A 13,434-nucleotide genomic window follows, 5' to 3' on the forward strand; every position below is an offset into this window, starting at 1 on the left:
TTTCCGGGAAAGAGAACATGCTAAAAGAATATCGGGCCGCGAGGGGGCTGTGATGCGTTATCTCCTCACATTCGCGATACTGAGCCTCTTCCTGCCAATCAGGCTCGAGACGGGTCTTGTATTGCTGCGTCCGTTCGAGCTGATCGCATTGCTGATGCTCGTGATTGGCCTGGCGACGGGGCGTTGGCGAAATTTGGCTTTTTCAGCCGGTTTTCTACTGCTCCCGCCCTTCTTGGGCTGGCACATAGTCTCGGCCTTCAGCGTGGACGCAGAGAACGGCCTGCGCGAGCTGTTGCAGATGTCCGCTGTGGGTGCCTTTGCGTTCGCCTTCGCACAGGAGGCCAGCCGGGTCGACACGCACAAGGCCGTCAACATCTTGCTTTTCGGCATGGTGCTGATCCTCGCCTATACGATCACCTGGCATGTCGCCCATGGCTACTTGGTCGGTTGGAAGCATCTGGTCGATCCGAGGCTCGCGTTCACCTTCCTTCCAATCGCGCTCGCAGGGCTCCTCCTCTTCGTCAACCGGGGCAAGCGGCGCACCCTTTGGTTTGTATGGGCGGGGATACTTCCCCTGCTCGTGCTATCTGGGGAACGCAAGGCGTTTTTGATCTATCTCTTTCTGACCGCCGCGCTTCTGATGCGCGGACGGCTCGCTGCGATGGTACCAGCGACCGCCGCCGGCTTCGTGGCACTTTTCGTGCTGTCGACCACGATAGATAACGCCTATGTCGAGAAGCAAATGCAGACCATTCTCAATCCGCTGAGCATGGGGCAATACGAATACCTGGTCGCGACGGGGAAATATGCCCCGGGAGACACCCCGAGCAATGTCCAGCGCGCGTTTGCTTTCACTCTGTCCAGACAACTCATCTCCGAACATCCACTAATGGGCGTGGGTACGAACCAATTCAAGAATATTATCGATACGGAGTTCAGCGGACTTCCTGACGAGTTGCGGCTGGGGATACATGGCGAGTTTCAACGCATCCTCACCGAGAACGGCATCATTGGGCTCAGCCTCTATATTCCCATATGGATTGCTGCATGGTTTCGCTTAAGCCGTACTCTAAGCTGGGCCCTTTCTCACGGATTGATCGAAGCGGCCCAGGCACGGCTTCTGCCCCTCGTGCTCCTTGTTCCTTGCGCCTTTTACGTTGGAACAGAAGCCTCCGGCACACGAGCTTTCGTCACGCTAATCCTTGTCTCGCTCCTGCCTGAATTGACGCGGCACGGGCTTTGCCTATCATTACACAGGAAACGGAGGAGCCACCCCAGGAGTATAAGGCATCCTCGATTTCTCGGGAGCCCCTTGCTAGGAAACACAAGATGAGTGTTTCGGTTATCCTGACATGCCACAATGAAGAACGCTTCATTGTGCAGGCCGTGGAAAGCGCGATCAATCAGACCGCGTCGAGCCGAATCAAAGAGATCATCATTGTCAATGACGGCTCGACCGACGGCTCGGCGGAGGTCATCGCGGCGCTGGCTCGCAGGGAGCCGCGCACACATGTGCTGACAGCAGCGGGTGTCGGGCCTTCATCGGCGAGGAATCTTGCCATCAGACATGCTACCGGTGATTTTATTGCATTTCTCGACGGCGATGACTTCTGGGCTGAGGATAAGCTTGAGCGCCAATTGGCCGTCTTTGGCAATGGCTGCAAGGCAGGTCTTGTCTATGGTGATTTTGTCGATTTTTCCGCTCCGGATATTTCCGATGCTCTACACGTCACCGTTCGCCGCTATCGTGGGGACCAAAGTGATACGCTGCCGACATATTTTCTGCTTGATGGGCCGATTGTTCCCTCCAGTATCCTTATGCGGCGGCAGATTGTCGAAGATATCGGGTTGTTCAACGAGGCTTTATGGCTTGGCGAAGATACAGAGTTTTGTATGCGCGTAGCCGAGCGTTGGACATTTCAATATGTGGCCGGAGCACTCGTCTATAAACGGCGCCATGACTCGAACGCTACCCGCAGACTCGACACGCTTCTGCCGGCAGCCGAACGCCTCACGCGAGAATGGATCATGCGACGGCCGGAGCTTGCGCACCTCGCGCGCCGGCGCAACGCGCGTTTGTACGCGAAGGCCGGCAATGATTGCGTGGTTAAAGGGGAAAAGAAACGCGGAGCGCGCTTGCTCATTCGCGCGATGCGGCACGATCCATTGTCCTGGCGGATATACGTTTGCATTTTCCTTTGCGCCATGCCGAGGGGCATGGATCCACAGGTGCGCCGCGCAGCCAAGCTATTGTTCTACCGGGCCGTGCGGAACGGCTTTGCTGACGGCTCTTAAAGATGCTGGCGGAATGGGGAGAGGTCGAGCATCTCATGCGGCAGCCGGGTAATCCTTCCGTACCGATTATTCTGTACCGCCGCGGCGCGACCATCACGGAGGCGAAATCAGAGCTCTCTGGCGCGCGAGCTGCCGAGTATCCGGTTGTGCATGGTCAGCCGGCACTGATCGATTTCTCTTGCAGTCTCGTGCGTGCCGACGTGCTGACGGCAAGTGGCATCTCAGCCATAAAGAGGCGGCCGAACTGGCTGAGGATCACCAAGGGGTGGCTCTTCGGAACTGCGAATCTCAGCGCGCGCAACGTTGTCAGCTTTCGCGATCACGTTCTCTCCCATGGGATTGAGCGCCCTCTCGTGCTCATGATCGGCGCCGCAACCAAGGGGGCGGGGACCGATGGCCTTTATGAAACCGAAGCCGTTCGACAGATTGCATTCGACATCTACCCGTCCGCATACACGCATTTCATCGCGGACGCTCATCAGATTCCGCTTGCCAGCGGCTCGGTGGACGGCGTCTGCATTCAGGCGGTCCTCGAGCATGTGATTAACCCGGAACAGGTCGTTTCAGAGATATCTCGCGTGCTCAAGCCCGGCGGTCTCGTCTACGCCGAGACACCGTTCATGCAGCAAGTGCATGAGGGCGCATATGATTTTACGCGCTTCACTGAGCTCGGACATCGCTGGCTGTTCCGGAATTTCGAAACGATCAGTCGTGGAGCGCTCGGTGGACCCGGTTTGTCGTTCTACTGGGCGGCGAAATATTTCCTGCGTGGCCTTACCCGGAGCCGGCTGCTTAGTGACGTCTTGAGTCTTCCCTTCGCGCTGGCCGCACTCATGGACGGCATGATCGGAGAGGATCATAAGATCGACGGCAGCAATGGGGCCTATTTCCTGGGAAGGCTCACCGGAACCAGTATTCCACTGAGCAGCATTGTCGACGAATATCGGGGCGCTCAACGCTAGTACCGGGAACGGCGATCTCGTCCCCCGCGTTCAGCAGCTCTGTCGTCGGCCGTTCCATACGCCTGTGCGAGGCTGCCATCGGCAAGTCTGTCGCCCTTGGCCCGGCTGCAACAGACGGCGTCTTCGGCGCCTGGTTCAGACATCAAAAATGGAAACCATCCACTTCAATGGCTTTGGCCTCGGGCTCAGCCCCATTTCAGCTCCGGAAACGTCGCGCCTGCACAGGTTGCCCAGTCGAAGGTGCGTGCCCGTGATTTGGCAAGAGCACCGTCGCGCTCACGCAGTTCTGCATTGGCCACATAGGTTGCTATCGCGCGGGCCATCGAATTCACGTCCTCCGGGGGCACCAGCACACCAGTGGAGCCCATGACCTCGGGTATGCCGCCGACGGCCGTCGCTATCGAAGGACATCCTTGCGCACCGGCCTCAACCAACACTAGCCCGAAGCCCTCGATCTTTCCCTTTAGCTCTCGTGCGAACAATGTGTGGCACGCCGCACGGCGGTATAAGCGCTTTAAGTCGTCGTCGGACAGCCTACCGGTAGCGATCACTGGAACACGAGTTCGTGCCGCTTCATCCAATATCTTTGAGGCATAGGGCTGATCTTCGGCCCGTCCAGCCATCACAAAGATCGGATTGTCTAATCCGTATTCATCGCGCGCGCTCGCGATAGCCCGGACAGTTTCCAACTGGCCCTTCCGAGGCTCGATACGTCCGACTGCGCAAATGACGCTTGCAGCTTGTGGTACAGCTGCAAGTTGCGGGTGTTCAAAATTCCCATGGATTGGCTGAAACCACATGGGATCCACGCCGAGATACGTGACGACACCCTTCCGGGGCATTCCAAAACTTTCGGAAAAGATCCGCAGCGTCGCATGTGAGTTGGCGAAAACGACCTCTGCTCCTTCGTAGGCGCGGCGTACAAACCGAAAAAGGATGGAATCGGTCCTGAATTTGCTGACTTCGCTGCCATGAATCATCGCTCGATACCCTCTGCGATGGAACGGTCGTAGCACAAATGTCACAAGTACACTGCGTATGTCGGCGGCCAAAAACAACCTGTCCTTAGGAACGTTGCGCAGAATAGAAAGCGCCCGCAGCGCCCCGAATGGAGAAATTTGATGATGCCGCAGAATGCGATGGGTATCCGGCTCCTGGGGAACGGCAGGAAGGTCAGGATAGGCAGGCGCTATGACGGTCGCAGCGTGGCCGCCAGCACGAACGATGTCGACCAACCGTCCGGCGTATGTTCCGATGCCACCAGGAAATGGATGATATTCGTACGTCATCAGGATGATGCCGTGCGGAGGCTGAGGTATCATGGGTCAAGAACTCCCAATGCCGCCCGCCTCGCCTTTAGCCGATGAGGGGATACTGTAGGCGGGCTGCCTGCTCCACAACTAGGCCTGGTAATACTGATGATAACGTTCACTGTAAAATTCGGCACTGCCGAACTTTTGATACCGCTTGATTCTTTTGATATCGACCTTGTTGAGCAGAACGCCGATGCATTTATCCGCCAGGATCGGGTTGTTGTCGAGGATTTCGCGCACGAATGTACGAGCGGTCACACCCCATTCAACAACCAGAACAAGTCCGTCGAGGTGCTGGACAAAGGACCTCACGTCCGCGACTGGAGCCAACGGGGGCAAATCAACGACGACGTAGTTGAACATAGGGCCCACCTTGAGCAGAAAGTCGCCCATTTTCTCGATAGGCTGCACGGTGTTCGCGAGCTTTTGTTGGCTCTGGTTCACGCCGGGCAGGAACCTCAATGGCAATGACTGATGGGCCAGCAAGTCTTTCGGATTGAGTTCTCCAGCCAACAAGTCGGCCAGGCCTCGTTCCCAGCCGTTGGCTAACATAGGGGACAAGCCCGGATTGTGGATATCGGCATCGATCAACAACGTCTTACAACGCTGCATAGCAAGAACCATCGCAAAATTAGCGGCGACCAGAGACTTCCCTTCTCCCGGGAGGCAAGAAACGATGCCGAGCGCCTTGGTGCTCTTCCTTGGTAACTCGACGTCAACAGCAACTTTCACAGTTCGCATCGCTTCAGCGAATTCCGAGCGCGGATGTTGCTCTACCCAGTTGAAAGCGCTGTTCCCCACCTCGATGAATGACGGCTCTCCGGCCGCACGATCGTGCTTGTTTCGGTGAATTGGCTTCCCATCCAGTAATGGGATCATTCCGAGCGTCTGAAGTCCGAGCTCATCGCGCACTTGAGCCGTCGTGCGGAAAAAGCGCTCCCGGTACTCCCGAATTCCACCCACACCGGCGCCAACCATGCCGGCGAGCACGACGCAGACCGCCAACGTAAGACTGCTGTTCGGAGAACTCGGTCTGCTGGGGGTTGGTGCCTCCGAGATAATCCGCGCCTCCGTCAACGCCATCGAAAAGTTCTGCAGGCTCGCTTGGTACTGCTGCAGGACCTGTTCATATTGCGACTTGAGAGAGGACGCCTCAAGTTCGAGCTGGCGCAAGGTAACCAGCGTTTCCTTGGTCAGCGTATTGTCTGTTCGAAACCTGTGGATTGCGAGCTCGGCATCGACCGATCGCTTCCGCACCGTCTCGAGCTCTTCCGCCAGTGCGCCGCGAGCTCGGATAATCGACTCGTCTTTGGCTCCGACTTGGTCAGAAATATAGATTTCTGCATACTTACTGGCTATTTCTTGCGCCATTTCGGCGCTAGGCGACCGAAATTGGACTTCCAGAATGTAAGAAAGCCCTACACGAGCTACCGTAATATTCTCAGCCAGAATGCCAAATGCCTGCCATCGAGTATCGGATCCTCGCGCGACACTCGATTTCACCGGCGCTCCGCTTGCTTCGGAACTGCCGATGAATGGCCACCGAGCGACCGATCCTATGAGACTGTTGAGCAATGAATATGGCGCCGACAAGAAAGAGCGATCGGTAGCAAGACCGAGGCTGTCAACGACCTTTAGCCCGATGCGGTCGGAAAGCAACAATTCGACCTGACTCAGCATCATCGGGTCAAGCTGTGCGGAGCTTCCGCTCTCTGTTAATTCCGTAACGATGGATGGCTGGTTCTTGTCGATCAGGATTCTGGCCGTCGACTCGTACAAGGGCACCTCGGCCCAAAGATACGCTAGCCCCAGCACAAGTCCTGCGAGCGCGCATGTAAGGACGAACCTCAACTGCCGTCGCGCTGCCGCCACGAGTGTTTCGAGATCAATCGTTCCCCACTGAGGATCGCCGAATGTGAAGGCAGAATCCGGGTGCTTTTCAACTTCGCGGAGCATAAGCCTTCAAACCCGTGGCATGAGACTGGCAGCGCATTGGTAGTGACAAACACCATACCACATCATCTGACTAAATGTCTGCAAATTCAGTATCGACGCCCGCGGAGCACAGGCGCACCGCTCGGGGCGGGCATCAGCCCGCTCTTCGCCAAAGGCGCGACTCCCGACCTCGATGCAATAAACCGAAACCTCACGCGGCCCATGCTCCGACTGCCGCAATTCCGCTGCATGTCGTAAGCTCCAATTGAAGGAAGAAATTGAGTCGTATTGCCAAATGGCAAAACATCTGAGCAAGAGATTCCGGGGCTCAGGCTGAGCCTGTCCTGCGGGAAACAGGGATGTCGATTGGAATGGCTCGTCGATCACAGGCGCGCGATAACGATCACCGCAAGGATCCTGCGCGCATCTGGCGCCTCGCGGAAAGCCTCTCCGATGCCAGAATAAGACAGGCTGCAGTCACATTTTGTTTCGTAGTGTGGGGTGTCATCTTGGTGATCGTCCTGCTCTAGCAGCCAGAGCCTATAAAGGCGGAGGGGGCCCGCCTCACTTACTAAGTGGCTCGGCAGTTGCTCCCTTTCGGCTCATCGCGCGATGTGTGATTTCGGAGTCACCGATTTTTTGGAGACCGAGCGCCACACTAGCAGTATGACAGCAACAAAGTACCCGATCTGTATCAAGATCCCGCAAATCAACGTTTGGACAAACGTGCTCCAGAGGGAGGCGGTGAGCAAATATGTACTGATGGCGAATGCCAACAGTACTATGATAAGGCCTCGCAAAAAAGGCAAAAAGGACATCGCCGTCCCACTCGCAGCCGCGTGACGCGCTCCTCGGCTATCCAGGCCTCAGCGCATTAACCATCATAACATACCGGAACGGGTCAGAGCGACCAATATATTAGCAGATGCGAATAAATACGCCCCAGCCTGTGCCAGGACGCTTGCTTCCAGGCGACCAACTCCGGTTCGGCAGCCAAGAGAGGTTTGCCACACGGACCGGCCATGCCATGCGATCTGGATTTAGGCAGAGGCTGCGTCGAGTTGTGTGCGCCAAGCTGAGCAAAATGGGATGGCTTCGACGTTGGTATGTCCGCCGCGCAGCTTCCGTGTTTAGCGGAGCGGCGGACATGGCGGCCGCGCCTCAGGCGGCCAATGCCGCTCAGGCCACCAGGAAGACGAACGCGACTGCCATCAGCAGGTAGCGCGCGACCGGCCGCCCGCTGGCCGGCGGTGTCGCTTCCGATCGGCGATACGATGGTGACGTCAGCCATAGCGTTTGCGGCTCCGCGACTGCACCAGATTGACGACCAGGAGCATGGCGAACGATGGCAAAACCATGATCGCCGCGATCGCGGTGGCCGCCGGATAGTTGTATTCTTCCAGCCGGATGACGATCAGAGTGGCGCGATCTCGGAATATCGTCTGCCTTGTTGCCGTTGTTCAGAGCGTAAATTCGCCTCAAAGGAATGGCGTTGTGAGAAAGGTCTGCGTCGATGTCATGCTCAAGCATTGCGGGGTGATCGCGAATGTTGAATAGATCGGTGCGCTGGATGCGGGCAGGCAGCTGCGCTGCGCTCGCATGCATGTTTTGGTTGTTCGCATACGGGAATCAGTCGAATGGCCTTGCCCTAGCGGAGGAGTACAATGTCGGCGAGTACCGTCTGCAGACTGGCGACGTGATCGGCTTCGCTGTCATAGGCTATCCCGAGATGCAAAAGCGAGCTGTGATCGACCAAAGCGGTGTAATTGTGTTGCCGGTCCTAGGCCCCCTAAGCGTTCTCGGGAAGACAATAGAGGATGTTCGCAAGGAGGTAGTTGAGGCTTTAAAACCAAAATCCCTTCCGCAACGATCCGCAGACGGCACTGAGACTTGGACTGGGTTTTACCCGGATCAGATTGTAGTTGATATTGAGGAATACCGACCCGTCTTTATTGACGGGGACATTGCCTCTCCTGGGACTCAGGCCTTCAGACCAGGCATGACTGTCCGACAAGCTGTGGCGGCTGGCGGCGGCTACCAGCTCGGTCGCGGTGAGCTTGAAAACCCTGAAATGACAGCAGCGGACCTTGGCGGCCGCCTCCACATTCTGCGTATCAGGTACCAGGAAAGCGAAATCAAGGCTGCTCGCATAGAGGCGCAGCTGAGCGGCGCCAGAGCGATTGAGGTTCCGGACGCAGAACGTGACCCGAGCCTCGAACCTCGTCGCGACGAAGCTTTGCAGCAGGAGGGGAAGCATCTTGAGGCTGTCTATGCGGATCAGGAGAAGGAGCGCGCTTCGATTAAGTTGGCCGCCACCAAGGCGGCGGAGCGAATGGGCTACCTGAAGGAGCAGGTGAAGGCGGATCAAGCGGGCGCCGCCGCAGATGCGGTGGAACTTGATCGCCTCAAGAAGCTCTTCGAAAAAGGTCTGGTCCAGATCACTAGCGTCAACGCTGCTCAACGCGCAGTGCTCTTGTCAGCGACCCGCGCTTTGCAAACCAACGCTGAGATCGCTCGACTTGAACGCGACCAAGGGGATTTGCAGCGCAGTCTTGATAAGTTTATCGACCAGGGTCGAATCGACCTGTTGGCTGACTTGCAGACTGAACGCGCGGCGATGAACCAAATGCGCGCTGAGATGGATTCATTGACCAAACAAATCGCCTACGTGATGCAGATGCGCAGCGACCTTGTAGGCGAAGGGGACCGAATTACGATCGGTGTAACCCGCTCCACTGACGGACGGGCAGCGACGACCGAGGCGACTGAAGATACTCTGCTTGCTCCGGGTGACACCATCACAATTACGCTGGAGGTCCCACCAGGAGCGGCGGTCGCGAATTAAACAATTAAATATTGTATAGAGGCGGCGCGTAGTTGCACGTGTCCTATGGAAATGTGGTCCGGGCCAAGATCGTTCTGAGGCCGCTCAGGGTCCGGGCAATGACGTGATTGCCACGTGCGCCGCCAAAGCCTGGCATCAAGCATCTAGCTTCAACAGCTCCGGCTCGGTACGTCCGAACAGGGACGCGCTCACCTCTCTAGATAAATCTTTTCATAAAGAGGCCGAGACTCGGCGTTTCGCATCCGTTTCACTCGAACCTTGATCCAGCGAGGAACCAGCCCCCGGCAGCAGACGTCGACCGTGTGAGGCAGACGTGAAATAGCCGTGCGCGGCTCCAGGACAAAGAGCTTCTTCGACAGGTACCAGGCCGCGGAAGGCCGCCCTTGAATCAAAGCTCTCACGGCAAGCCCATTGATCGTGTCAAGCAGATGGGCATTGAGATCGCTCCCAAATTGCGGATATTTCTCGCGAAACTCGGCTAGGACAATTTCATACGAACGAAACATCTGCATGACATCGCTCGACATGTTGCCGATCGTCCTCCGGTAACCCACAAGATGTTGGGGCACGACACGAAACTCGTAATTCTCTGCTATTCTGAGGCACATTAGAAGATCTTCGCAGCCTTGTGCGTTCCTTGCCCTCAGGGAAGGATCAAACTGTCCTGCCCGCTCGAATGCGGAGCGACGTACAAGCATCGAACTTCCGTTACCGACAAAGTTGTTTCTGCACATGCGTTGCAGCACGCGCCCCTCAGCATCGGGCTGTTTGAAGGAAAATATCCGACCGTCCTCGTCGATCTCCGCAAACCAGCAATATGCCAGCCCAGCTGACGAGCCTCCTTCCTGCAGGAGGCGCAGTTGCAGTGCGATTTTGGATGGAGCCCAAAGATCATCCGCGTCCACGAACGCTAGAAACTCCGCATCGGTGGCAGCGGCGCCGCTGTTGCGTGCGTCCGCAACACCCGCGTTCGGCTGCCTGAAAAGGCGCATACGCCGATCTTGCTCGGCATAGGCGGCCACGATTGACGCGGACCGGTCCGTCGACCCATCATCCACTACGACAATGTCCAGCGCCTGGTGGCTCTGCTGGCAGATGCTGGTCAGCGTCGCGAGAATGGTTCTCTCGGCATTGAACATGGGCACCACGACGCCTATCACAGTGGCATTGTGCTGGCTCATTTGCCTTCGTCTTCTCTCACGACTTGGTAAAATGGCACATCAGGGCCGGTAGTTCCATCAGATTTCACTACTTTAGCTGATGAGGATTCAACCACGACGGCCGAGCGGCAAGGCAGAGGCCCCGGCGAGTTCCACTCAGCACTCCTGGAAACGATAAAGTAGCGGCTTCCGGACTTTAGCTGGATATTTAGGAACTCCGATTGTGTAGGTGCGTGAGGAACCTCCCGAACCGCTCGTCACGGCATTCCGCTGCCGAAGCCATGCAGCAGTCGCAGCATCGGTGAAACAGGCGTCCACTACTACAACGACAACGCCCCGGTCGAGATCGCCGGCTGCCCACGCATGCACGCGATTCAGCCGTTCATCGTTCAATCACCGCGATCCAGGACATACCGTTATGGCGACATGGCACTGATCTCCGGGGCCGCCGACGATATCTATCAAGATGCAACGCCAAAATTGCCTCCGGCAGCCGTGTGCCACCCGCAACTGGAAACGATGACGGGCGTTGCTGTGACGAACAGGATATAAGCCTGACTGGCAGCAAGCCTGGTTGAGGAAGGCCCGACGGCCATGAAGCCAATGAACGAAGAGCATCTCGCTGTGCTACGCCGGCACATGGTCGAGATGATTGCAATCCATACTGACCTTGCAAGCGAAGAGCTCGGCAAGGCGGCCCTCGATGAACGGGTGATGGCAGCGATGCAGCGGGTGCCGCGCCATCTCTTCGTGCCAAGCTCAGTCGCGCCTTATGCCTACCAGGATATGCCACTGCCGATCGGCTTCGACAAAACCGTCTCGCAGCCGTTCATCGTCGCGCTGATGACCGATCTCCTTGCTCTCCAACCGCACGAGGCGGTGCTCGAGATCGGAACCGGCCTGGGCTACCAGACCGCAATCCTCGCGGAACTCGCCGGGCACGTTTGGAGCGTCGAGATCATCGAGGAATTCGCAAGCCATGCCGAGGCTCTGCTGCAGGACCTCTGTCTATCCAATGTCAGCATTCGTGTCGGGGACGGGTCTCGCGGCTGGCCCGAGCACGCCCCATTCGACAAGATCCTGGTCAGCGTCGCGGCGGGGCGGGCGCCGCCGGCTTTGCTTGAGCAGCTCAAGCCAGGGGGCCGCCTGGTTCTGCCTGTGGGCCCTGAACAAGGGCAGTTGCTGACGGTCATCGACAAGGATTCGGCAGGACAACTGAAGACTCGAAAAATCATCCCGGTTCGGTTCAGCCGGCTCGAAACGGTCTAACGAGGTGCGGACATCTGGCACGCAGGGAGCGCCGGGCCGCCTCATCCTTATGGGATTTCGCCGTCTCACGGCTGCTTCGCGTCCGCTCGTTTGAGCATCGCAAATGCGCGATTGATCCGTTGCAGCGCTGTGGCGTTTGCCAGCAGTGCGTATAGTGCGAACCCGCCCGTCAGAATCCAGGGCGAAGCGGCGCCCATCGCGGTCGCCAATCCGTCGGCGACCAACAGCACGCAAATGAACACCAGGCGTTCCATCCGTTCGAAGAAATCCGGCCACGCGTGGTTTTCTATGGGGATTTCGATTGCCGTCCGCGCCTTGGCGTAGCTGGTGAGGAGTCCGCCGGCGAACGCGATCATGGCGATCGCCCACAGGTCGGCGACCCAGCCTATTGCCGCAAACACGGCAAGTTCCTGATAACGGTCGGCCATGGCGTCGAAATAGCCACCCGCCTTGGTGCTCATATGTCTGCGACGGGCAACCGCCCCGTCGAGCGCATCGAAGGTGAAGGCAAACGCCAGGCAAAGGCCAAAGGCAAGGCTTGACTGGTGGTACACATAGGCGGCGCACGACAGGGCGACGAGCACCAGCCCGCCTGACGTAACCTGGTTCGGGGTCATGCCGATCCCGATCAGCGGAGAGGCGGCGTGCTCCCATAGCGGGTCGATGCGGCGTTTCATGAGGCCGGCGATCATGATGACTTGGCTCCTCTGATGATGTCGTTCCGCGAAGTTTAACCGGCAAATTGTGGGTTCGTTCCAGCCCGTCGGCGCCGATCGAGGTGGTCAGCGCGGGCCGAGACCGGCTCAGACGTCTTTCCCAGTTCAACTCAACAGCGTTTCTTTGGCGAATGCGGCCAATGGATTAAGGTAGCGAGAGGAGCGAGAGGCTGCCAAGCTGACGGCGAAACGGAAAATTTCGGTCGCTGCGACAGCAGCCCGATATTGTTTCGCTGTTTCTGCAATCGTTGTGTCCGCTGTCGCAAATCGACTGGCGGTCTAGCGGTAGTAACTCGAAAGATGCCGTTATAACGCGTATTCGCAATTCACGGGGAAGCCGTCCGAAACGCCATGCGTAAATTTCTGCCTAAGCTTGCTTACCTGTTCGCGACCTCTGCCGGCGCGGGATTATCTCCGGTATGGCCGGGGACGGCCGGCGCGGGCGTCGGAGTGGCTGTTGCCGCGCTCATGATACCTGCATCGCCTTGGCTGATCGTGCTCGCCTATATGGCCCTATTCGCCGTGGGCGTATGGGCGTCGTCGCATGTCGTCTCCCATACCAGGACGGAGGATCCGCAGATCGTCGTCATTGACGAGACCTTCGGCACCGCCGCAACGCTTTCCATGCTGCCGCCAGACCCGGTCTGGTGGGCAGCAGGTTTCCTTGCTTTCCGGTTTTTCGACGTCGTCAAGCCTTGGCCCATCGGCGTCGTTCACGAGAAGGTAAGGGGTGGACTCGGCATCATGCTGGACGACGCGGCTGCGGCTGTGTTCGCCGGCGCGTCGCTGCTTTTGCTGAACGATTTGATTGACCGTTTGCCGTAAGGAGGACATCTCAGTCTTCACCTGCCACTGTCGAGCTTGATGCGGCCCAGCGGGAAAAAGACCTGTCTTCACTAAAATCTGCCGGAGCAGCGCTAGAGCGGGATGAATTGAGTC

Annotated in this window: 11 protein-coding genes and 1 pseudogene; 6 read left to right on the top strand and 6 right to left on the bottom strand. The window is 57.7% G+C overall.

All coding sequences use genetic code 11. The annotated features are described in order from the left end of the window. Positions 1–52: 52 nt before the first annotated feature. The 3 genes from BQ8794_RS14410 to BQ8794_RS14420 are packed head-to-tail and all read left to right on the top strand — an operon-like array spanning position 53 to position 3,257. A complete protein-coding gene (locus BQ8794_RS14410) occupies positions 53–1,333 on the top strand; it encodes an O-antigen ligase family protein (RefSeq protein ID WP_077378624.1) in 1,281 nt (426 codons plus the stop codon). Continuing rightward, positions 1,330–2,295 carry a glycosyltransferase family 2 protein gene (locus tag BQ8794_RS14415; protein ID WP_077378626.1) on the top strand — a complete coding sequence of 322 codons (966 nt, stop codon included), beginning with the start codon at positions 1,330–1,332 and terminating at the stop codon, positions 2,293–2,295. The genes BQ8794_RS14410 and BQ8794_RS14415 overlap by 4 nt, the downstream gene beginning before the upstream one ends. A 2-nt stretch (positions 2,296–2,297) precedes the next feature. Further along, the gene (locus BQ8794_RS14420) at positions 2,298–3,257 is read left to right on the top strand and encodes a class I SAM-dependent methyltransferase (protein ID WP_077378629.1); all 960 of its coding nucleotides are present in this window, start codon (positions 2,298–2,300) and stop codon (positions 3,255–3,257) included. 185 nt (positions 3,258–3,442) lie between these two features. Here BQ8794_RS14420 and BQ8794_RS14425 read toward each other — a convergent pair whose 3' ends face one another. The 4 genes and pseudogenes from BQ8794_RS14425 to BQ8794_RS34695 all read right to left on the bottom strand — a co-directional run. Further along, a complete protein-coding gene (locus tag BQ8794_RS14425) occupies positions 3,443–4,579 on the bottom strand; it encodes a glycosyltransferase family 4 protein (RefSeq protein ID WP_077378632.1) in 1,137 nt (378 codons plus the stop codon). Between the two features lie 78 nt (positions 4,580–4,657). Beyond that, on the bottom strand, positions 4,658–6,526 hold the full coding sequence (locus tag BQ8794_RS14430) for a Wzz/FepE/Etk N-terminal domain-containing protein (protein WP_077378635.1): 1,869 nt from the start codon (positions 6,524–6,526) through the stop codon (positions 4,658–4,660). A 581-nt stretch (positions 6,527–7,107) separates the two neighbouring features. After that, positions 7,108–7,323 (bottom strand): exopolysaccharide production repressor protein, encoded by a 216-nt coding sequence (locus BQ8794_RS14435; RefSeq protein WP_077378638.1) that lies wholly within the window; start codon positions 7,321–7,323, stop codon positions 7,108–7,110. Positions 7,324–7,788: 465 nt separating this feature from the next. Beyond that, a pseudogene (locus BQ8794_RS34695) lies at positions 7,789–7,940 on the bottom strand (molybdate ABC transporter permease subunit); the annotation flags it as partial. A 168-nt stretch (positions 7,941–8,108) separates the two neighbouring features. Here BQ8794_RS34695 and BQ8794_RS14440 point away from each other — a divergent pair. Then, positions 8,109–9,350, top strand: a complete 1,242-nt coding sequence (locus BQ8794_RS14440) for a polysaccharide biosynthesis/export family protein (protein ID WP_167378743.1) — start codon at positions 8,109–8,111, stop codon at positions 9,348–9,350. Positions 9,351–9,538: 188 nt separating this feature from the next. Here the strand turns inward: BQ8794_RS14440 and BQ8794_RS14445 are convergent, their stop codons facing one another. After that, complete coding sequence (locus BQ8794_RS14445) at positions 9,539–10,531, bottom strand: glycosyltransferase family 2 protein (protein WP_077378644.1); 993 nt, start codon at positions 10,529–10,531, stop codon at positions 9,539–9,541. A 573-nt stretch (positions 10,532–11,104) separates the two neighbouring features. Here BQ8794_RS14445 and BQ8794_RS14450 point away from each other — a divergent pair. Next, positions 11,105–11,779 carry a protein-L-isoaspartate(D-aspartate) O-methyltransferase gene (locus BQ8794_RS14450; protein ID WP_077378647.1) on the top strand — a complete coding sequence of 225 codons (675 nt, stop codon included), beginning with the start codon at positions 11,105–11,107 and terminating at the stop codon, positions 11,777–11,779. Positions 11,780–11,844: 65 nt separating this feature from the next. Here BQ8794_RS14450 and BQ8794_RS14455 read toward each other — a convergent pair whose 3' ends face one another. Further along, positions 11,845–12,471: a CDP-alcohol phosphatidyltransferase family protein gene (locus BQ8794_RS14455; RefSeq protein WP_077378650.1), complete on the bottom strand. Its 627-nt coding sequence runs from the start codon at positions 12,469–12,471 to the stop codon at positions 11,845–11,847. Between the two features lie 375 nt (positions 12,472–12,846). On the opposite strand from BQ8794_RS14455, the gene BQ8794_RS14460 reads away from it, so the two are divergent. Beyond that, positions 12,847–13,320 carry a phosphatidylglycerophosphatase A family protein gene (locus BQ8794_RS14460; protein ID WP_077378653.1) on the top strand — a complete coding sequence of 158 codons (474 nt, stop codon included), beginning with the start codon at positions 12,847–12,849 and terminating at the stop codon, positions 13,318–13,320. The last annotated feature ends 114 nt before the right edge of the window (positions 13,321–13,434 follow it).

This window comes from Mesorhizobium prunaredense (assembly GCF_900156895.1).
Classification (GTDB): Bacteria; Pseudomonadota; Alphaproteobacteria; order Rhizobiales; family Rhizobiaceae; genus Mesorhizobium; species Mesorhizobium prunaredense.